The following is a 20,148-nucleotide window of genomic DNA, read 5'->3' as shown; positions in this document are numbered from 1 at the left end:
TACCCTGCAGAGGAAGTGAGATATTATGGTTCTAGGTAAACCTCAAACCGACCCAACATTAGAGTGGTTTCTTTCACACTGTCATATTCATAAGTACCCTTCAAAGAGCACGCTAATTCATGCGGGCGAAAAGGCAGAAACTTTGTACTACATCGTTAAAGGTTCTGTTGCGGTTCTTATCAAAGACGAAGAAGGTAAGGAGATGATCCTTTCTTACCTAAACCAAGGAGACTTTATTGGTGAACTTGGTCTATTCGAGGAAGACCAAGAGCGCACAGCTTGGGTTCGTGCTAAATCTCCTTGTGAAGTTGCTGAAATTTCTTTCAAGAAATTCCGTCAGCTTATCCAAGTAAACCCAGACATCCTAATGCGCCTTTCTGCGCAGATGGCTCGTCGTCTTCAAGTAACTAGCCAAAAAGTGGGTGACCTGGCGTTCCTAGACGTAACTGGTCGTATCGCTCAGACGCTTCTGAACCTTGCAAAACAACCAGACGCAATGACTCACCCAGACGGCATGCAAATCAAGATCACTCGTCAAGAAATCGGTCAAATCGTTGGCTGTTCTCGTGAGACAGTAGGTCGTATCTTGAAAATGTTAGAAGAGCAGAACTTAATCTCTGCGCACGGTAAAACTATCGTGGTTTACGGTACTCGTTAATCTCAAACCAGAGTGACGCGAACAAAATTATAAAAGCCACCAATGGCGACATTGGTGGCTTTTTATTTGTCTTGTAACCACATTAAGCTCAGAGCAACAAAAGACTAATGAGCAAGTTGGTTAGCCGAAAGGTTAACCCTAAAAGTTAGCCATTCGTACTTTCAAAGATTTTGTCCGCTGAAGCCGCCACAAAACCTGGGTACAGCTCACCGTTTTCCATCGGGTAGCGCTTAGCAAACTCGTAAAAGCCACCAGGGATAATTTCAGTGCCTTCGCTAAAGCGAACCGCCACTTTATCCGCCATGGTCGATGATTGTTCTAGCAGCACCTCAGGAGTGCCCTTCACTTCCCCGCCGTTTTCATTAATGGTAAATCCGGCCGTACGTAAGTGATCGTTTACTTGCTTCACTTCTTCGTATTCATTGAGCTGGTTAACGCTCACCGTGAAGTGGTTTGCGCCGTAACCATGCGCCGCCAACCAAGATGCGTACTCACTTTCTTTAGCCAACGTTTGGTAGTCAGCAAAGCTTAAATCCCACAAGCGTCCACCATGTAAGAATGCGCTATCGTTCAGCTTGCCTGCATCGACTTGTGCCACCAGCTTTTTCACAATCTCTTGCAGCTCAGGTGAACACTCCTCAACTTTTAGCTCACTAATAAAGACTTTAGGTTGCTTCGGATCAGGGTGTTCATAGTGCTTAGCAACCAGCTTTTTACTTTCGAAAACGTAGTCACCACATGCCTGGTAGCCAATGGCTACAAATGGTTTAGCTAAGGTTTCGATACCAAGAGGCGCAATATTGAAGGTACGTAAAGCTATATGATCATTAATCAGAGGCTCATCTTCTTGAAGCAGCTGATGTACTTTCGCAGCAGAGGGGCAAAGACGTTGAATGTAATCTTGCCATAGCGATTCAAATAACACATCGGGCGTCATAACGACTCCTTGTTACGAGATGTAGAGTTAAAAGGTAAGCGGAAGTTGACTGCTCGTTCACAACGAAAAGTTGTCCAGAATAATGAACGAGCAGCCATCAACCTGTGACGGTAAATGCCAGTCAGTCAACACGCTTTTCCGAGTCTTTGCTCACTTTCCGTGTTCTGCCAACGATCACTACAACCCATACCTAAATGATTCGCCGGCAAGGTGAGCCGCAATACATGGTTGCGACTCTGTTATTAAAACTTATAGCGCCACACCTGGGCTTAATGTTGCAGGCAAGATAGTCTCTTGACCTTCCATTGATGCCATCGGGTACGCACAGTAGTCTGCTGCGTAATAAGCGCTTGGACGTAGGTTACCTGACGCACCAGGGCCACCAAATGGCGCATCACCACTTGCACCTGTGAGCTGGCGGTTACGGTTCACGATCCCTGCGCGAATATGGTCAACGAAGTATTCCCATTCTTGGTCGTCAGTTGAAACTAAACCAGCAGAGAGACCAAAGCGCGTGTCGTTCGCCAGTTCTACGGCTTTTTCTAGCCCTTCGTAACGCACCACTTGCAGAAGTGGACCGAAGTACTCTTCATCTGGTAGCTCAGCAATGTTCGTTACATCAATAATGCCCGGAGAAACAAACGCCGCCTCTCCTGCTTTAGCTTCAATCAAGCTTTCACCACCAAGTGATTGAAGGTTCGCTTGTGCATCGAGAATGAACTTGGCTGCGGCAACGGAGATTTGCGGCCCCATAAATGGCGCAGGCTCTGCAAATGGTTGGTCTACGCGAATATTCTTCGTCGCTTCGACGAGCTTGGTGATAAGCGCATCGCCTTTCTCACCCAATGGCACATACAAACGACGAGCACACGTACAACGCTGCCCGGCACTGATAAACGCTGACTGGATGATGGTGTACACCGTGGCATCCAAATCACCGTATTTATCAGAGATCACCATCGGGTTATTACCACCCATTTCTAGTGCGAGCATCTTGCCTGGTTGACCCGCAAATTGACGGTGCAATACATGCCCCGTGTTCGCGCTGCCCGTGAACAGTACGCCATCAATGCCTTTCGCATCAGCAAGCGCAATACCGGTTTCTTTCGCACCTTGGACAAGGTTGATCACGCCTTTCGGCAGACCTACTTCTTCCCAAAGTTTCATAGCTAGCTCGCCAGTCCAAGGCGTTTGCTCGGATGGCTTGAACACAACGGTGTTACCCGCTAGTAACGCAGGCACAATGTGACCATTTGGTAGGTGACCAGGGAAGTTATATGGGCCAAATACCGCCATCACGCCCAGTGGGCGATGACGTAACACAATTTGGTTGCCCGCCGCTTCACGGCTCGCTTCACCAGTGCGGTCATGGTAAGCACGAATAGAGATTGCAATTTTACCTGCCATTGCCGCTGCTTCAGTGCGCGTTTCCCAAATTGGCTTACCAGTTTCTTTGGCAATGACTTCAGCGATTTTCTCGCTGTTCTCTTTTACTTTCTCAGCAAAAGCCAACACGATCGCTTCACGCTCTGCAAATGGGCGTTTTTTCCAGTCAATAAACGCTTCACGCGCTGCAGATACCGCTTGATTCACCTGCTCTGCCGTTGCACCGTTGCCTTGCCAGATCACTTCTTGGTTGTAAGGTGACAGAGACGTAAATGCTTCACCCTGACCTTGTACCCATTCACCTGCAATCCAATGTGTCATTGTTTCTATCCTTAAATTCTGTCGTCTGTTACTGCGGAAGAAGGCGAACAAAATCCCCTTCCTCAACCAAAAGTGCATCCGCAACGTCTGGTGCGATCATGACGCTTTGTGTTTCAGGGTCATACGCCGCTTTGGTGACTGCTGCGCGGAAGTTTTCGAACGATGAGTTGCACATCAAGAAGTCTTGCGTACTGCTATGTTGTGCAATTTTCACTTGCGCACGGAACGAGTGACGTACCGATTCAATATTGCGTAAGTCACATTCAACGGTTGGACCCGCATCGAAAATATCCACGTAGCCACGGTTAGTGAAGCCTTCACGCTCAAGCAGCTTTAATGCTGGGCGAGTATTGTCATGTACTTGACCAATCACGGCTTGCGCTTCTGGACTCAACAGGTTGATGTAAATAGGCAGCTTCGGCATTAAGTCAGCAATAAAGCCTTTCTTGCCGATACCTGTGAGGTAATCCGCAAGCGTGAAATCGATGGAGAAGAAATGCTCTTGTAACCATTGCCAGAACGGCGAGTTGCCTTCGTCGTCTGAAACACCACGCATCTCCGCAAAGATCGTTTCAGAGAAACGCTCTGGGTGCTCAGCCATCATGAGGAAACGACACTTCGACATTAGACGACCATTCAGACCTTGGCGGAATTTCTCACGCAAGAACAAGGTACAAATTTCGCTGTTACCCGTGTAGTTATTACCAAAAGTAAGCAGTTTGACGACATTATTGACGCCAAGCTTTGGTGACGAGTGCACCACTTTACTAATGTGATACGAGTAAAATGGGACATCCCAGCCGATAGATGCTTCGATTCCGGTGGTACCCGCAACCTCACCCGTTTCAGAGTCAAAGCCGACCATCAGGTAGCCTTCATCACCTGGTTCTGCCACATCTGGCTTACCAAAGCTGTACTCTGAGTGTTTGATTCGATTGGTTAACAGTTCTTCGTTAACCGGTAGAGATGTAAATCCGTGACCAGACTCCACCGCACAAGTGTGCAGCGCGTCATAATCCGACATCGCGATAGGGCGAACTACTAGCATCAATACTCCCTCCAGATGCAAGAAGATCCTAACTATATTGTAGGAACAATTCCCCCATCAGAGATCCTTGACGGGGGTGTCTGCGTTGACGTTGAAACTAATATCGCGCTTAAACTAAAGTCGCGATCGCTTTATCCAGTTTCGCCAAGCCTTCTTCAATTTCTTGTTGTGTGATAACGAGTGATGGTGTGAAACGTACGACATTGGCACCCGCAACCAATACCATGAGACCTTGTTTGCCTGCAGCGACAAGAACATCACGCGCACGGCCTTGCCATTCTTCATTTAGTGCAGCGCCAAGCAAGAGACCTTGACCACGCACTTCTGAGAAGATGTTATACTTAGCATTGATCTTCTCTAGACCTTCGCGGAACATCGCTTCGCGTTCTAGCACACCAGCCAACACTTCAGGCTTAGTAACTTCGTTCACAACTGCTTCTGCTACAGCACACGCGAGTGGGTTACCGCCGTATGTTGAACCGTGCGTACCGACTTTCATGTGCTCTGCTAATTTTGCAGTAGTAAGCATTGCACCGATTGGGAAACCGCCACCAAGTGATTTCGCGGTGCTTAGAATATCAGGTGTAATACCTAAACCTTGGTAAGCGTAGAAGTTACCTGTACGACCATTACCGGTTTGCACTTCATCGAAGATCAGTAGCGCGTTGTGTTTGTCACACAGCTCACGTACTGCTTGAGCAAACTCAGGCGTTGGTGGCACGATACCGCCTTCACCTTGTAGCGGCTCCATCATCACCGCACATGTGCGATCAGACATGTGTGCCTGTAGTGCTTCGATATCATTGTAAGGTAAGTGGGTAACGTCTCCAGGCTTAGGACCAAAACCGTCAGAGTAAGCCGCTTGACCACCAACCGTTACGGTAAAGAACGTACGACCGTGGAAACCTTGTTTGAATGCGATAATTTCTGATTTCTCAGCGCCATGAACGTCAGCAGCGTAACGACGTGCCAGCTTAAGTGCCGCTTCGTTCGCTTCTGCGCCAGAGTTAGCAAAGAATACGCGCTCAGCAAAGCTCACTTCTGTTAGCTTTTTCGCCAGACGAAGTGCTGGTTCGTTCGTCATCACGTTACTTAAGTGCCAAAGCTTGTTAGCTTGCTCTGTTAATGCGTTTACCATTACTGGATGACAATGGCCAAGACAGCTCACTGCAATACCACCAGCAAAGTCGATATATTCATTACCTTCCTGATCCCAAACACGTGAACCTTCACCTTTAACAGGGATCATTTCCATCGGGTTATAGCAAGGTACCATTACCTCATCGAATAAACCGCGCTCTACTTTAATTTCCGTTGTCATTGCACATTCCTTCTTGATACCGCATGCGTAGCAGATAAGCGAATTTAACCGGCTCTCTTTGCCAGCAAATAATGTTTTGCATTTAAGCTATTGCGGCATTGTATTTACATTTAATTAACCATTTCAATAGTGATTTATTCTTTTCGTTCTCGAAAGCAACTTCCATTAATCACTGCTTATGACTATTTATGCATCAAGAAAGTAAAATAGAGAAGCGATTTTTTATAAATGTTATGTAATACAGGGGATAGAAGGTTTAAAAAGACATGAATAGACAAAGAGGCCAGAATGAACCGCATAGTTTTGCAATCCACTCACCTCGGCAAAAAGATGAATGATTTGTTAAGAAAAGTGATCGCGATCAGATCGCCTTACGTGCTAAAAAGTTCGCAAGCAACTCGTGACCTTGCTCTGTTTTGATCGATTCTGGGTGAAACTGCACTGCGTCAATTGGCAGGGTTTTATGTTGGTAACCCATGATTTCGTCCATACTTCCATCCGGCAGCTCAGTCCATGCGGTCAGTTCAAACACATCGGGTAACGTACCGTTTTTCACCACGAGAGAGTGATAACGGGTTACGGTGAGTGGGTTATTCAGGTTTTTAAACACACTGCGACCATTGTGACGAATAGGTGACGTTTTCCCATGCATCACTTGTCGGGCGCGCACGACTTCCCCACCAAACACTTGCGCTATCGCTTGATGACCAAGGCAAACACCCAATATTGGAAGCTTACCAGCGAAGTATTCTATAGCTTGTAGAGAGATACCTGCCTCGTTTGGCGTACACGGTCCAGGTGAGATTACCAAGTGAGTTGGGTTCAACGCTTCAATCCCTTGAATGTCAATTTCATCGTTACGCACGACTTTTACACTAGCGCCAAGCTCGCAAAAGTATTGGTAGAGGTTGTAAGTGAAAGAATCGTAGTTATCGATGATCAACAACATAGAGTGTCAGCTGCTCCAATCCGTTTAGGCAAGACTTAAGAGATGATTGTCTGGTTTGCGACAATTAAGGGCGGTATTTTGCAACACCAAACTAGAAAGGCAAGTCTTTGTGCAATAAAAAGGCCAGCATCGGCTGGCCTTTGGTCTTTACAGCTGTATTTTAGGAGATAAAAGCTTAGTTGCGGCGACGTACTAAGCCAAGTCCTAGCATCGCGAGTAGCGCGCCAAAACCAAACGAACCACCATCTGAATCCTTAGAACCTCCTGCATCCGTTTCAGTTTGCGTCATTGAGACATCACGAACAGAGCTAAACTTAACGACGTTGCCTGTCGAGTCTGTCACTTTCTCTTCTAACTGGTAATTACCTTGTTCTGGCGCTTGTTCAAACTCAATATTCACGCTGCGTGCGTCAATGTCAGTTTGAGTCAAGGTTTGGCTAGCCGAGTAAACTTTTGCATCACTGCTTGTCGCGGCCGCTTGTGTGGATGCTGTTAAGTTCACTGTCACAATATCGCCCGCAACCGCAGTTGGTGGTAGACGTACATCAATAGCTAAGTTTTCACCCGTTTTCGGTAAATCGATATCATCATCTGGCAAATCAATAGCAATAATCACTGGATCATGATCAGACGCTGAGAACGCATCTTTGTACTTCGGCATGTCACCCGTGTATTTGCTGCTATATTCAAACAAGTTACTTTCTAGTGAGTTGATGTGCCAATCTTCAATCGCCACCACTTTTTGCGCTAAACTGCTGCTTGCCAATGCATGGTCCAAGTTCCCCAACTCACCTGAATAGGTGTACGAGAACGTATCAGCGCCATGCAGCAAGGTGTTTAAATTGTGTAGGCCGTAGCCTTTTTCAATCTTGGTTTTCTCTACTTGAAGCTCACCGCCACCAATGGTTGTGTAAGCGGCAGTGTAGATATCACGGCCGTATTTCTCTTGTGAGTAATCAGTGAGGGTAAGTAACGGATCTTCTTTGCCGTAAGCGTTCAAATCGCCCATGACGAGCACATCGCCATCAATATCTTTCAGCGCTTCACCAACGACTTTCGCAGCAGAAACACGGAAGTTGTTGCAGTTACCTTGCAGATCCACTGGTTCTGAGTCTTCTACACCAGCAATCCACTCTTCAATACATTCAGAACCTTTCGATTTAAAGTGGTTCACGACCACTGAAAGATCGTCGCCAGTCTCTTTCACTGTAAAGGTCTGTAATAAGCTATGGCGTTGATATTTGTCGTATGCAGGGTTACTTTCAGTGCCCTCTTTACGAGTAATGGTGTTCTCTGCAATGTGTTGCTCTGGCGTCACAATGACTTTTGCTGCTTCTTTTGGTGTTACTGCGTTAGCACGATATAAGATCGCAACCATGATCGCATCACTGCCAAAGTATTCCTCTTGGTATTTGTCTTGCTCTTCGATTTCGACATACGTGTAATGATCTTCCACGTCATCAATCTCAGCGTTTAAAGCATCAACCAAGTTTTGGATAGCACTACCATCACCAAAGCCGTTGTTTTCCACTTCCATCAAGCCAATGATGTCCGCGTCCATCTTATTCATCGCTGAAACGATTTTCGCTTGCTGGATCAAGAACTCATCAAGGTTTGTTGCGCCACGATTTTGCCCGGTTGGGTTGTCGTGCCCGCTGTCAGCAACCGAAGTGAAGTAGTTAAGAACGTTAAAGCTCGCCACTCGTAAATCAGAATCGGCTATGGCTGGCGCCGCTTTACGCGCAACGTCAAAGTCATCACCTGACGTGACAAAGTTGCTGCTATCAACTTCATTGGTCGCAATTAGGCGGTACTCGTTGTAGCTGTAAGCCACAACACCTTGCAGGCCTTCGACACGAGAGCCTAGGCGAATGTGCTGCTCTGAAGAGCCATTTTGGTCAAGATCTTGTGCAAACGTTGGGAAATATAGGATTTGACCATTTGGCGCTTTGCTATCCGATTCCAAGTAAATACGGTTGGCCGCATTCTCTTTGGCAAGGGCAACCGCAGCGTCACTCTCTGCTGCATGCAATTGAGTCGGCTTAAACAACGGTGCTTCATGAGACAACATCATGTTGTTGCGTCGAGAGTCATAATCGTAAGAAAAGTTACGAGTAACGAAAAGTTCGCTAGCCGAGCTGAGCTCAACTTGCATACCTTCATGACGCTCTAGTGCATCACGTAGTGTTTCCCCTTCCTTAATCGTTAACGGAGTAACCAAAGAGGCGTTTGATGTGCCTGTTTTTACATAACTGTTTGCATCAGAAGAAAGCTGAGTGTTGCTGTAGTACTCTTGTACTTTCCCTTTCACACAAACAACATCACCAGCTTTCAGCTCTGTATCTGCAACATCGGTGTGAATAAACAAACCTTCAGATGTCTTGTCGTTGCCATCATTCTCAAGTGCTTGCAGGTAGAAGCCTTTAGTTAAGCCTGTTGTTACCGCACTGACCACACCAGTTACGAAGTGATCTTCGGTCGTGATGTAAGGGTAGCCATCAATAAATGGAGAAGAAGCACCTTCACCTTGAATCTCTTGGATGGTGGTAAAGGCTGGTTCTTGTCCATCTACTTCACAAGCAAATGGCGCAGGTGGCTCAGTTGTATTTAATTCCCCTAAACCATCAATATTATCTTTGGCTAAGGCTGTCCACTGAGTGGATTGGTAGGTAGTTGAAGGTGTAAGCGCATCACTGTTACGAACTAACGTGGTGTCTTTAGCGAAATCCACGTCCCCCATCACACCTAATATATCGTGCACTTCCCCATCTTTAAGAAGTGCCAACGGATCGTCGCCGTTAAAGTTCGCTACATTTTTATCAGTGTAATCCGCAACCGCCTTTATTGCTTCGCTCGCATCGCCATGAGCAAGCACATACACTTGCTTCGCTTGTAACGTTACGTCACTAAGATCAAGAGTGCTGCCCCACGAGCCGCCACCATTCGAAGATTTTGCTAATTCATAGCCTGTGAGTGTCACCGCAGTATCACCTGTATTGGCGATCTCGACCGCTTTATTATAAGCGCCGCCTTCCACATACTGGGAAATAATAATCTCTGCGTTCGCGTTTGCGCTAAGTGCACAGGCGATGGTTAGTGCGAGTATTGAGGGTTTGATTAACGTGTCCATTGTCATACCTGATATTTATGTAAATGCAAACTTAGCTCTGATCAGAGCCTACCATTTGCGTCTACTATCAGGTTTATTTATGAAATAAATAAGAATGAGCAATTAAAGCCGTGAAATGAATCACATGTGAATGTAAGAAAATATGCCAGAACATCCCATTCAAACATTTTTTGTAATAAATACAGAACGCTATTGATAAACAAATCAAAATTTAGATTAATTACTCAGTTTATTTTTTCACTTCATGTTAAGGAGTAGAAAATACATCGCTCGTGAAGTGGCTTATTAACCAAGCTCACTTTGTTATAAATGAAAATATAATTAATCACTAATTTAGAAAGCTGTGATTTTCATTTTTATAGCCATGTCTAAACTTAAGTCACCTATTATTCGCTTGGCTTTTTCTTACGCATGACCCTTATACTTCAAAATTTTCATCATTTGCTCAATAACTTCTCCTTATTCACTAGCCAAATTCATACACAAAATATATAACACCTGAGCGAGACATTAAGATCTCATTAGCTGTAAACCCAGGAACGATAAATGAAAAAAATTCAACGCAGTGCGCTAGCTCTCTTCTTACTTGGCTTGATAACGGGATGTCAATTGACCGCCAGTGAGCCACTTCAACCTACCGCGAATCAAAACATCATCGAATCAGCCAAAAATGAGCTGGATGGAATTGAAGAGTTAGAGGTCAGTGACGAGGGTGTTATTACTTTTACCCAGCGTCTAAGAACACCAGGAACCTACTGGATCCCAGCAAGAATTAAAGAACTTAGCTACGATATATCATGCGTGCAGCTCAGTTACTTCATTGATAGAGGCATGGTGGTGAAGTCCGCCTTTTTAGGTGCTCGAGGACGTGTTGAATATTACGATATGGAACGTTGCATGAAAGACACGCCATTCCAGTAAAAAGTATAAAAAAAGCTCCACCAACGTGGAGCTTTTTGTAATCGATTCTTAGCGACTATGGGCGAGCGACAAAGCCTACCGCTTTGTATGCTTTCTTCAGCGTTTCAGCAGCGCGAGCCGATGCTTTTTCTGCACCTTGCTGCATTACCTCATCCATGTAAGCACGATCAGCGCGAATACGATGGTATTCTGCTTGAATTGGCTCCAGCATTGCTACAACCGCCTCGCCAACATCTTTCTTAAATGGACCATACATTTCTACGCCTTTGTACTTGGCTTCGATATCTTCAAAGCTCATTCCTGTCGCCGCAGAGTAAAGTCCCATTAGGTTCGCGATACCCGCTTTGTTCTCGATATCATGGCGAATGCTTGGTGGGGTTTCGGTGTCTGTTTGCGCCTTGTTGATCTTCTTGATGATCGACTTTGGCTCTTCAAGCAGAGTAATCACGTTCTTACGGTTATCATCTGACTTCGACATTTTCTTCGTCGCGTCTTGAAGACTCATCACACGTGCATTGACTGTTGGAATGTACGGCTCAGGAACGGTAAAAATCGGACTCTCTGGTGAGTAGATGTTGTTAAAACGCGTTGCGATATCACGTGCTAACTCAAGATGCTGTTTCTGGTCGCTACCAACTGGCACTTGTTGTGCGCCGTAAAGCAAAATATCTGCTGCCATCAACACAGGGTAATCAAACAGCCCCACGTTTACGTCATTTGCGTAACGTGCCGATTTGTCTTTAAACTGAGTCATACGGCTCAGCTCACCCATTTGCGTGTAACAGTTAAGAAGCCAACCAAGTTGAGCATGCTCTGGTACGTGTGACTGAACAAATAGCGTGCTCTTCTTCGGATCAACACCAACTGCCAGACAAATTGCCAGTGCGTCTAATGTCGCTTCATGCAGTGCTTTAGGATCCTGACGAACCGTAATCGCATGAAGGTCTACTACACAGTATTGGCAATCATAATCGTCTTGCATCTGCTGCCATTGACGTAGAGCACCCAAGTAGTTACCGATACTTAGTTCACCTGACGGTTGAACACCACTCAATACAATGGGTTTGCTCATTAGAATGATTCCTTTGACTTCGTAATCTAATTAAAATGAAAAACCGTGCGGCTTTTAGCGCACGGTTTACTCAGTGTACTCATTAACAAGTATTTTGGAAGATCTTTTGTTGCCGTTATGCAGAAACAGCGACGACTTCCAGTAATTCCGCGAGGCGGTTCGCCACTACGTCAGGGTTCGAAGCTGAAATGGGCTCGCCGTGGTTATAACCGTAAGTTAAACCAAATGAAGCACAACCCGCATTTTTCGCCGCCAAGATATCGTTTTTCGAATCCCCAACCATCAACATCTCTGCTGGTTTTACCTGGTGCTTTTCCATTAGCCAGTTCAGCGCCACCGGGTTTGGTTTTTTCTCTGGAAACGCGTCACCACCTAATACGTCTACGAAGTACTTGGCGATGTCATGCTGCTCTAGAATTTCTGGTACGAATTTCGAGGGCTTGTTCGTCACAATCGCCATCGTAAAACCAGCTTGGTGTAGCTCTTCAAGCGTCTCTTTTACTGTTGGGTAAAGGTGACTTAGCTTATGGCCGCTTTGCTTGTAGTATTCATCAAACAGCTCACGCGCTTTAGCACGCAGCTCATCACTCAAATCACTGCTGATGGTCATGCTTTGGCTTAATGCACGTCCAATCAATATATCAGCACCATTACCAACGTAATCACGCACCTGCTCTTCTGATACAGAAGGATAGCCTAACGCCTGAACTGCTTGATCGGCCGCTACGGCAAGATCTGGCACGCTATCAAGCAGTGTTCCATCCAGATCAAAAGCAATCAATTTAATATCTTGTTGGGTCATAAATTCCCTAGCTAAAATAACACAGGATGGTTCCCCATCCTGTGTGCTTAATCTTGATGTCACTCAGTGTCACACTCAGCGACGCTTAGTGTGCTCGCCTTATTTTTGGGCAGCCAAACGCTGACGAACCGCTTCAAACAAACAGATACCAGAAGCCACTGATACGTTCAAGCTTGATACACTGCCCGCCATAGGGATCTTAATTAAATCATCGCAGGTTTCGCGAGTAAGACGACGCATACCATCACCTTCAGCACCCATCACGATAGCAAGAGGACCAGTAAGCTTAGCTTGATAAATGTCGTGCGTAGCTTCACCAGCCGTACCCACAAACCAAATCCCTTTTTCCTGTAGCGTACGCATTGTACGTGCAAGGTTGGTTACACGAATCAAAGGCACAACCTCTGCAGCGCCACATGCTACTTTACTTACCGTGGCATTCATTGGTGCAGAACGATCTTTCGGTACGATGATCGCCGCAGCGCCTGCCGCATCTGCGTTACGCAAACACGCACCAAGGTTGTGCGGGTCCGTCACACCATCCAGCACTAACAGTAGCGGTGATTCATGCTGCGCTAAGATGTCATCAATGTCGTTCTCGTTCAGCTGTTTTGCTGGTTTTACGCGAGCAATGATGCCTTGGTGATTTGCACCACGCGCTTTGTCATCCAGTGTTTTACGCGTCATTTGTTGAATAGAGACACCACAAACCTGAAGATCATTTAGGATTGGCATTAGGCGATCATCTTGACGACCTTTTAAAACGTATGCCTCGATAAAACGCTCTGGTTCGCGCTCCAATACCGCTTTCACTGCGTGAATGCCGTAGATAAATTCGTTACTCATTGTTTAACCTGTTGTTCGGGTCGTATTGCCTGCGCCAGCTGAGTTTGAACTGAGCTGGCGCTTCAGCCTACTACGCTTCTTTTTTAGTGCGCTTGGTTTTCTTCGGCTTACTGTGTGGCTTTTTTTTACGTGCTTTTTTCACTTTAGGCTTCTTTTTGCCTTCGGCGTCATCACGTTTGGGGCCATTGCGCTTACTCACTGCGCCCGTTTCTTCTGGGCGTTTAGTTGGCTCTATCGCAGGAACTGCACGAGCCGCGCCACCTTCTTTCGATGAAGAGCGAGTCGCAGCGCGTTTTTTATCTTTCGCTTTGCGTTTTGCTTCCGCTGCGCGTTTCTTCGCAGTCTTACCTTCGCCGCGTAGCTTACGACTTGTTTCGACCAATTCAAAGTCAATTTGCTTATCATCGAGGTTAACAGCCAGTACTTTTACTTTTACTGCATCGCCTAAGCGGTAGATGTTACCGAAACTTTCACCAATAAGTCGTTGACCAATCGGGTCAAATTGATAGTAGTCGTTCGCAAGGGTAGAAATATGCACCAAACCATCGATGTGCAAATCCGTTAAACGTACAAAGAAGCCAAAGCTAGTGACATTAGCAATAACACCGTCTAGTTCGTCACCGACGTGGTCTTGCATGTATTCACACTTCAGCCAATCCGCAACATCACGTGTTGCATCATCAGCACGGCGCTCTGTCATCGAACATTGTTCGCCGTAAAAATCCATGTCGTCAAACGAGTAATGATAGCCACCTGTTGGTGTCCAGCGATCTTGATTACGACCTTCTTCTTTAGCAATCAGATACTTGATTGCACGGTGAAGTAACAAGTCAGGGTAACGACGAATTGGCGACGTAAAGTGCGCATAGCGTTTCAGTGCCAATCCAAAGTGCCCCGCGTTATCTGCGTTGTATACCGCTTGCTTCATTGAGCGCAGCAGCATGGTTTGAATCAACTCTTGATCTTGACGCCCAGAGATTTGACGTGCGAGATCAGCATAGTCCGTTGGTGAAGGCTCTAGACCACCTTTTAGCTCAAGACCAAGTTCACTTAAGAAGTCTCGGAAACCTTGCAGGCGTAATTCACCTGGAGATTCGTGGATACGATAGAGCGCAGGCTCTTTCGCTTTTTCTACCAGCGATGCCGAAGCAATGTTGGCTAAAATCATACATTCTTCGATGATCTTGTGCGCGTCATTACGAATTACTGGCTCAATGCTTTCGATTTTACGTTCCGCATTGAAGATAAATTTGGTTTCAACGGTTTCAAATTCGATTGCACCGCGTTGATCTCGTGCTTCTTTCAGCACTTTGTACATCTTGTGCAACTCTTCTAGATGAGAAACAAGCGGCTGGTAGCGCTCACGTAGTTCTTCATCCCCTTCTAGAATCGCGCTCACTTTGCTATATGTGAGACGAGCGTGCGAGTTCATCACCGCCTCGTAATGCTTGTAACCAGACAGCTTACCTGTATCAGAAATGGTCATTTCGCACACCATACACAAGCGATCTACTTGCGGGTTAAGCGAACATAGGCCGTTCGATAGTACTTCTGGCAACATTGGCACAACTTGCGACGGGAAATATACTGAGTTACCACGATTGATCGCTTCTTTATCCAACGCAGAGTCAGGACGAACGTAGTAACTGACGTCAGCAATCGCTACCCATAAACGCCAACCACCTTCTTTGTTCTTTTCACAGTAAACGGCATCATCAAAGTCTCGTGCGTCTTCGCCGTCAATGGTCACAAGTGGTAGATCACGTAGATCCACACGACCAACTTTGGCTTCTTCTGGTACTTCTTCGCCTAAGTTTTCGATTTGTTTATCGACGGCCTCTGGCCACTCGTGAGGAATTTGGTGTGTACGAATCGCAATTTGCGTTTCCATACCTGGTGCCATATTTTCACCAAGTACTTCAACCACTTTCCCCATCATGCCACGTGAGCGTGAGCCACGATCAGTAATTTCAATCACGACCACGTTACCCATGCGTGCACCCGCTTTGTGCTCATTTGGGATCAGAATATCTTGGCTGATACGCGAGTCATCAGGGACAACATAGGAATAACCATATTCGAGGAAGAAACGACCGACGATTTGATCATTACGCTCCTCTAACACTCGAACCAAGCGCCCTTCACGACGACCGCGCTTGCTGTTGTCTGTAGGTTGCACTAAAACAAAGTCACCGTGGATGATGTTCTTCATTTGATGGTGCGGTAACAGAATATCATCATCCTTGCCGACGCTGCCTTCTGGACGCACCCAACCGTGGCCATCACGATGACCAATCACGTAACCTTTCACCATTTCAAGTTTTTCAGGCAATGCGTAGCACTGACGGCGGGTAAACACCAGTTGACCATCTCGCTCCATCGCACGTAGCCGACGACGCAACCCTTCGTATTGCTCTTCGCCCTCAAGCTTTAGTGCCTCAAACAAGTCATTGCGATTCATTGGAACGCCCGCTTGCTCTAGAAACTCGATGATAAACTCTCGGCTTGGAATTGGATTTTCGTAATTTTTGGATTCACGATCTGCAAAAGGATCGTTTGGAATATTGTCTGACATAGGCACGCCTATCTAGCAAGGAAGGTATATGGCTAGTATATCTGAGTCTCTCGATAAGCTACAGAATTGCTTTGAAAAAAGAATGATCGAGATCGACTCTAGACGTGCAAATGAGTTAAGGACGAGCCAGTAAGATCAACAACTCAGAATTGTCGCTCAGCAAGGATTCGATCGTGCAATCATCCAGCTCCGCCAAAAAGGCACTTTTTGCTTTTGCCAATTTATCTTTGAGGCGACAGGCAGGGGTAATATGGCAAAAATCTACGCCGCAATTGACCAAATCTAACGGCTCTAAATCTCGCACGACACCACCTACTGTGATTTCAGAAGCAGGTTTCATCAGCCGAATACCACCGTTTTTTCCACGCACGGTGTGGACATAGCCTAATTGCCCTAAACGGTTGATAACTTTGACCATATGGTTACGTGACACACCAAATAAATCCGTCACTTCAGTGATATTAGTTAACTCATCTTCCGGCAACGAAGCCAAGAAAATTAAGGTTCTCAACGCATAATCAGTAAAGCTCGTTAACTGCATATTCTCTCCCAAAGTGCGATTCAATAACTCGCTGGTGACACTAAAACGCCAAACTTGAGCTATCGATAAAAGTGTAAATCTTTTCTTGATCGAAAGATACATTTGAGATACAACTTTAAACATGCATTATAAATACAACTTAAAGTAGGAAGCCCATATGCTCAGCAATCAAACCATCGAGATCGTCAAAGCGACCGCACCACTTATCGCCGAAACGGGACCAAAACTGACCGCGCACTTTTACGAACGTATGTTTACTCATAACCCAGAGTTGAAAGATATTTTTAATATGAGTAACCAGCGTAACGGCGATCAGCGTGAAGCGCTATTCAACGCCATCTGCGCCTATGCTGCCAATATTGAAAATTTGCCAGCCCTACTTGGCGCAGTAGAAAAAATTGCGCATAAACACACGAGCTTTTTGATCACAGAAGATCAGTACCAAATCGTTGGTAAACATCTACTTGCGACGATTGATGAGTTATTTAATCCAGGTCAAGAAGTGTTGGATGCTTGGGCTGAGGCTTACGGCGTACTTGCGAATGTATTTATTCAGCGCGAAGAACAAATTTACCAACAAAATGAAGCTTTGGAAGGCGGTTGGCGCGGTCTACGCGAATTTGAATTAGTCGATAAACAAATCGAGAGCGAACACATTTGCAGCTTTGTGTTTAAGCCAACCGATGGCCAAAAAGTGGCACCGTATAAACCGGGACAATATCTTGGCATCTATATCAACAGTGACCAGTTAGAAAACCAAGAAATTCGCCAATATAGCCTATCTTCTGCGGTCCAAGAGAACACCTACCGTATCTCAGTAAAACGTGAAGAAGGCGGAAAAGTATCGAACTTCCTGCACGATAACCTGAACATTGGCGAAAAAGTGCAGCTTGCCGCCCCTGCCGGTGATTTCTTTATGGATGCCGAACCACAAACACCCGTTGTTCTAATTTCTGCAGGTGTAGGACTTACGCCAACGCTGTCCATGCTAGAAAGTCTCTCAGTACATCAAGCACCTGTAACTTGGGTTCATGCAACAGAAAATGGTCAACAGCATGCTTTCAAGCAACACGTGAACCAACTAGTCGCGGCGAAAGAAAACATGAACGCGCTCGTTTGGTATAACCACCCAACGGCAGAAGACAAGCTAGGTGAAGACTTCCACTTCACGGGTTTTGTCAATCTGTATGAAATTGAAGCCGCATTAAAGCAAGATAACGTGCAGGTGTACTTCTGTGGCCCTGTCGGGTTCATGCAGCACGTAGCGAAACAACTATTAGAACTTGGCGTACCACAAGAGCAATTCCATTACGAATGCTTCGGTCCACACAAAGTCGTTTAATCGCTCAAGATTACTCTTCGGGAAAACAACAAAGCCCACATTATGTGGGCTTTGTTGTATGAAGTTGTTTGCCTTGATAAGACGTTACCAAAAGGTATCTCGCCGTTTAGCTCGAGCAATAACGTTTTGTGGCATGCGCTGCTCAAGGCCATTTCTCAATACAGTGATACGCTTATGCTGCCGCTTATCTGCTGTGACAGAGTTATATAACCAACGATACGCATCTTCGTAATCAAGTGGGCTGCCGTAATCACGCAGGAGCAATTCGGCTAAATGAATACGCGCATTTAGGTTTCCCATTGAGGCGGCTTCTCGCAAGTAAGGAATCGCTCGCTCTTTATCTTGCTGCACTAAAGTGCCACGCGAATAGTATCGACCAATCTGCTCTAGCGCGGCAGGTAATCCCTGATGTGCTGCATTTTCGATGTAGTAAAGGCCTAGTTCGACATCTTGCTCGACACACACACCCCACGCCAACATGTCGCCGTACAGAAATTCATAAGCGGGCAAGTTAATTCGAGTCGCACGAGCAACGATATCCTCCACCAGCTGGCAGTTATCAGCGCGCACACGTTGTAAGTGCTTATTTTGCTCAATAAGCTTTATCAGCTCTGCTTCGGTGTAGATAGGAACTGGCGCCCCCACATCAGCAACATTGGCTTTCGCTGTGGTAGCTACCAAGGTCAATAACAGTGAAGCAGCCACTGTTCGTAACTTCATAAACGTACTCTTTAAGGTATCTAAGAAACCAAAGATCGATGAAGGATCTCCTCTGCTTGATAACCTTATCGGCAAAAACCAGCTAAGCTTTAGACAATTTTTGCCTCTGACTTAGACTCAGCGGCAAAAATTTGCCATATGAGAATCACTGCCGTTTTTTGTTCAGATACAAAAAAGCCGACCAGAAGGTCGGCTTTTGCAATCTTTAACGACTATCAATTAAGCTTCGAATGGATGAACCTTGATGATAGTTTCGTTGCGGTCAGGACCTGTTGAAATGATATCTACAGGCACACCTGTTAGCTCTTCAATACGCTTGATGTAGTTAAGAGCCGCTTGTGGTAGATCTTCTAGCGCTTTAGCACCGAATGTGTTCTCAGACCAACCAGGCATTGTTTCGTAGATTGGCGTTGCTTTTTCGAATGCTTCAGCAGCCATCGGAGAAACTTCTAGCACAGAGCCATCTTCCATCTTGTAACCAGTACAGATTTTTAGCTCTTCTAGACCATCTAGTACGTCTAGTTTAGTTAGACAGAAACCAGATACAGAGTTGATTTGGATTGCACGACGCATAGCAACAGCATCGAACCAACCAGTACGACGTAGACGACCAGTTGTTGCACCGAACTCGTGGCCAACTTCACCTAAGTGCTTACCAATTGGATCTTGCTTATCTAGACCATCGTATAGTTCTGTCGGGAATGGACCTGCACCAACGCGAGTACAGTACGCTTTCGCGATACCCAAGATGTAACCGATGTGACGAGGACCAAAACCTGAACCTGCAGCAACACCACCAGCAGTCGTGTTAGAAGACGTTACGTATGGGTAAGTACCGTGGTCGATATCAAGTAGCGTACCTTGTGCACCTTCGAACATGATCTTATCGCCGCGCTTACGTGCTGCGTCTAGTTCGTCAGTTACGTCGATAACCATTGAAGTAAGTAGCTCTGCGTAGCCTTTTGCTTCTTCAAGCACAGCTTCGTAGCTTACTGGTTCCGCTTTGTAGAAGTTAACGAGTTGGAAGTTATGGAACTCCATGACTTCTTTTAGCTTCTCAGCGAACGATTCCATATCGAATAGGTCGCCAACGCGTAGACCGCGACGAGCAACTTTATCTTCGTATGCTGGACCGATACCACGACCTGTTGTACCGATAGCTTTTTTACCGCGAGCGATTTCGCGAGCTTGGTCCATTGCAACGTGGTAAGGAAGAATTAGCGGACATGCTTCAGAAATGAAAAGACGCTCGCGTACTGGAATACCGCGCTCTTCAAGAGGTTTCATTTCTTTAAGTAGAGCTTCAGGTGATAGTACAACACCGTTACCGATAACACATTTTACGTTATCGCGAAGGATACCTGATGGAATTAAGTGAAGAACGGTTTTTTCACCGTCAATTACGAGAGTATGACCTGCGTTGTGACCGCCTTGGTAGCGTACCACGTATTTTGCATCTTCAGTTAAAAGGTCTACGATTTTACCTTTACCTTCGTCACCCCATTGGGTGCCTAGAACGACTACGTTATTTCCCATCTTTCCAAGTCTGATTGCTAGTTAAAAATGGATTCTAGCACCG

At 45.9% G+C, this 20,148-nt stretch carries 16 protein-coding genes; 3 read left to right on the top strand and 13 right to left on the bottom strand.

Annotated elements, in window-relative coordinates; translation table 11 throughout:
- The first annotated feature begins 25 nt into the window (after nucleotides 1-25).
- Nucleotides 26-658 (top strand): cAMP-activated global transcriptional regulator CRP, encoded by a 633-nt coding sequence (crp, locus tag MTR11_RS22920; protein WP_005381432.1) that lies wholly within the window; start codon nucleotides 26-28, stop codon nucleotides 656-658.
- Nucleotides 659-803: 145 nt separating this feature from the next.
- On the opposite strand, the gene MTR11_RS22915 is transcribed toward crp, so the two are convergent.
- From MTR11_RS22915 to MTR11_RS22890, 6 genes are all read right to left on the bottom strand, one after another.
- On the bottom strand, nucleotides 804-1,595 hold the full coding sequence (locus MTR11_RS22915) for a DUF1338 domain-containing protein (RefSeq protein ID WP_005397681.1): 792 nt from the start codon (nucleotides 1,593-1,595) through the stop codon (nucleotides 804-806).
- A gap of 249 nt (nucleotides 1,596-1,844) precedes the next feature.
- Nucleotides 1,845-3,302, bottom strand: coding sequence for a succinylglutamate-semialdehyde dehydrogenase (astD, locus tag MTR11_RS22910; protein WP_243328456.1), 1,458 nt, complete (start codon nucleotides 3,300-3,302; stop codon nucleotides 1,845-1,847).
- Nucleotides 3,303-3,330: 28 nt separating this feature from the next.
- Nucleotides 3,331-4,350, bottom strand: coding sequence for an arginine N-succinyltransferase (astA, locus tag MTR11_RS22905; protein ID WP_085344615.1), 1,020 nt, complete (start codon nucleotides 4,348-4,350; stop codon nucleotides 3,331-3,333).
- Between the two features lie 109 nt (nucleotides 4,351-4,459).
- The gene (locus MTR11_RS22900; protein WP_005397689.1) at nucleotides 4,460-5,671 is read right to left on the bottom strand and encodes an aspartate aminotransferase family protein; all 1,212 of its coding nucleotides are present in this window, start codon (nucleotides 5,669-5,671) and stop codon (nucleotides 4,460-4,462) included.
- Nucleotides 5,672-6,032: 361 nt separating this feature from the next.
- On the bottom strand, nucleotides 6,033-6,620 hold the full coding sequence (locus MTR11_RS22895) for an aminodeoxychorismate/anthranilate synthase component II (RefSeq protein WP_005397690.1): 588 nt from the start codon (nucleotides 6,618-6,620) through the stop codon (nucleotides 6,033-6,035).
- 175 nt (nucleotides 6,621-6,795) lie between these two features.
- Nucleotides 6,796-9,750, bottom strand: a complete 2,955-nt coding sequence (locus MTR11_RS22890) for an ExeM/NucH family extracellular endonuclease (protein ID WP_243328455.1) — start codon at nucleotides 9,748-9,750, stop codon at nucleotides 6,796-6,798.
- 546 nt (nucleotides 9,751-10,296) lie between these two features.
- On the opposite strand from MTR11_RS22890, the gene MTR11_RS22885 reads away from it, so the two are divergent.
- A complete protein-coding gene (locus tag MTR11_RS22885; protein WP_012841336.1) occupies nucleotides 10,297-10,671 on the top strand; it encodes a hypothetical protein in 375 nt (124 codons plus the stop codon).
- Between the two features lie 55 nt (nucleotides 10,672-10,726).
- On the opposite strand, the gene trpS is transcribed toward MTR11_RS22885, so the two are convergent.
- The 5 genes from trpS to nsrR all read right to left on the bottom strand — a co-directional run bounded on the left by trpS (nucleotide 10,727) and on the right by nsrR (nucleotide 16,507).
- Complete coding sequence (gene trpS, locus MTR11_RS22880; RefSeq protein WP_243328454.1) at nucleotides 10,727-11,743, bottom strand: tryptophan--tRNA ligase; 1,017 nt, start codon at nucleotides 11,741-11,743, stop codon at nucleotides 10,727-10,729.
- 115 nt (nucleotides 11,744-11,858) lie between these two features.
- The gene (locus MTR11_RS22875) at nucleotides 11,859-12,545 is read right to left on the bottom strand and encodes a phosphoglycolate phosphatase (RefSeq protein ID WP_005395368.1); all 687 of its coding nucleotides are present in this window, start codon (nucleotides 12,543-12,545) and stop codon (nucleotides 11,859-11,861) included.
- A gap of 99 nt (nucleotides 12,546-12,644) precedes the next feature.
- Nucleotides 12,645-13,391, bottom strand: a complete 747-nt coding sequence (gene rlmB / locus MTR11_RS22870; protein ID WP_005395369.1) for a 23S rRNA (guanosine(2251)-2'-O)-methyltransferase RlmB — start codon at nucleotides 13,389-13,391, stop codon at nucleotides 12,645-12,647.
- A gap of 70 nt (nucleotides 13,392-13,461) precedes the next feature.
- Nucleotides 13,462-15,966: a ribonuclease R gene (rnr, locus tag MTR11_RS22865; RefSeq protein ID WP_243328453.1), complete on the bottom strand. Its 2,505-nt coding sequence runs from the start codon at nucleotides 15,964-15,966 to the stop codon at nucleotides 13,462-13,464.
- A 115-nt stretch (nucleotides 15,967-16,081) separates the two neighbouring features.
- Nucleotides 16,082-16,507, bottom strand: coding sequence for a nitric oxide-sensing transcriptional repressor NsrR (gene nsrR / locus MTR11_RS22860; protein WP_005387939.1), 426 nt, complete (start codon nucleotides 16,505-16,507; stop codon nucleotides 16,082-16,084).
- A 157-nt stretch (nucleotides 16,508-16,664) separates the two neighbouring features.
- Between nsrR and hmpA the strand changes: the two genes are divergently transcribed.
- A complete protein-coding gene (hmpA, locus tag MTR11_RS22855; RefSeq protein ID WP_170903561.1) occupies nucleotides 16,665-17,849 on the top strand; it encodes an NO-inducible flavohemoprotein in 1,185 nt (394 codons plus the stop codon).
- 84 nt (nucleotides 17,850-17,933) lie between these two features.
- Here hmpA and motX read toward each other — a convergent pair whose 3' ends face one another.
- Both motX and MTR11_RS22845 read right to left on the bottom strand, forming a co-directional pair.
- Entirely contained in the window at nucleotides 17,934-18,569 is a 636-nt protein-coding gene (gene motX, locus MTR11_RS22850) for a flagellar protein MotX (RefSeq protein WP_005387944.1), read from the bottom strand.
- Between the two features lie 219 nt (nucleotides 18,570-18,788).
- Nucleotides 18,789-20,105, bottom strand: coding sequence for an adenylosuccinate synthase (locus MTR11_RS22845; protein WP_005395372.1), 1,317 nt, complete (start codon nucleotides 20,103-20,105; stop codon nucleotides 18,789-18,791).
- Nucleotides 20,106-20,148 lie beyond the last annotated feature (43 nt).

The sequence above is a fragment of the Vibrio sp. CCB-PB317 genome (genome assembly GCF_022808245.1).
GTDB classification, from domain to species: Bacteria; Pseudomonadota; Gammaproteobacteria; order Enterobacterales; family Vibrionaceae; genus Vibrio; species Vibrio diabolicus.
This window is presented reverse-complemented; position numbering and strand designations above follow the sequence as displayed.

What these genes read in the sequence shown, in the direction of transcription:
- rnr (WP_243328453.1), bottom strand. Translation starts at nt 15,966, where the DNA reads ATGTCAGACAATATTCCAAACGATCCTTTTGCAGATCGTGAATCCAAA.
- crp (WP_005381432.1), top strand. Translation starts at nt 26, where the DNA reads ATGGTTCTAGGTAAACCTCAAACCGACCCAACATTAGAGTGGTTTCTT.
- MTR11_RS22845 (WP_005395372.1), bottom strand. Translation starts at nt 20,105, where the DNA reads ATGGGAAATAACGTAGTCGTTCTAGGCACCCAATGGGGTGACGAAGGT.
- nsrR (WP_005387939.1), bottom strand. Translation starts at nt 16,507, where the DNA reads ATGCAGTTAACGAGCTTTACTGATTATGCGTTGAGAACCTTAATTTTC.
- MTR11_RS22875 (WP_005395368.1), bottom strand. Translation starts at nt 12,545, where the DNA reads ATGACCCAACAAGATATTAAATTGATTGCTTTTGATCTGGATGGAACA.
- MTR11_RS22885 (WP_012841336.1), top strand. Translation starts at nt 10,297, where the DNA reads ATGAAAAAAATTCAACGCAGTGCGCTAGCTCTCTTCTTACTTGGCTTG.
- trpS (WP_243328454.1), bottom strand. Translation starts at nt 11,743, where the DNA reads ATGAGCAAACCCATTGTATTGAGTGGTGTTCAACCGTCAGGTGAACTA.
- motX (WP_005387944.1), bottom strand. Translation starts at nt 18,569, where the DNA reads ATGAAGTTACGAACAGTGGCTGCTTCACTGTTATTGACCTTGGTAGCT.
- MTR11_RS22900 (WP_005397689.1), bottom strand. Translation starts at nt 5,671, where the DNA reads ATGACAACGGAAATTAAAGTAGAGCGCGGTTTATTCGATGAGGTAATG.
- rlmB (WP_005395369.1), bottom strand. Translation starts at nt 13,391, where the DNA reads ATGAGTAACGAATTTATCTACGGCATTCACGCAGTGAAAGCGGTATTG.
- MTR11_RS22915 (WP_005397681.1), bottom strand. Translation starts at nt 1,595, where the DNA reads ATGACGCCCGATGTGTTATTTGAATCGCTATGGCAAGATTACATTCAA.
- MTR11_RS22890 (WP_243328455.1), bottom strand. Translation starts at nt 9,750, where the DNA reads ATGGACACGTTAATCAAACCCTCAATACTCGCACTAACCATCGCCTGT.
- hmpA (WP_170903561.1), top strand. Translation starts at nt 16,665, where the DNA reads ATGCTCAGCAATCAAACCATCGAGATCGTCAAAGCGACCGCACCACTT.
- astD (WP_243328456.1), bottom strand. Translation starts at nt 3,302, where the DNA reads ATGACACATTGGATTGCAGGTGAATGGGTACAAGGTCAGGGTGAAGCA.
- astA (WP_085344615.1), bottom strand. Translation starts at nt 4,350, where the DNA reads ATGCTAGTAGTTCGCCCTATCGCGATGTCGGATTATGACGCGCTGCAC.
- MTR11_RS22895 (WP_005397690.1), bottom strand. Translation starts at nt 6,620, where the DNA reads ATGTTGTTGATCATCGATAACTACGATTCTTTCACTTACAACCTCTAC.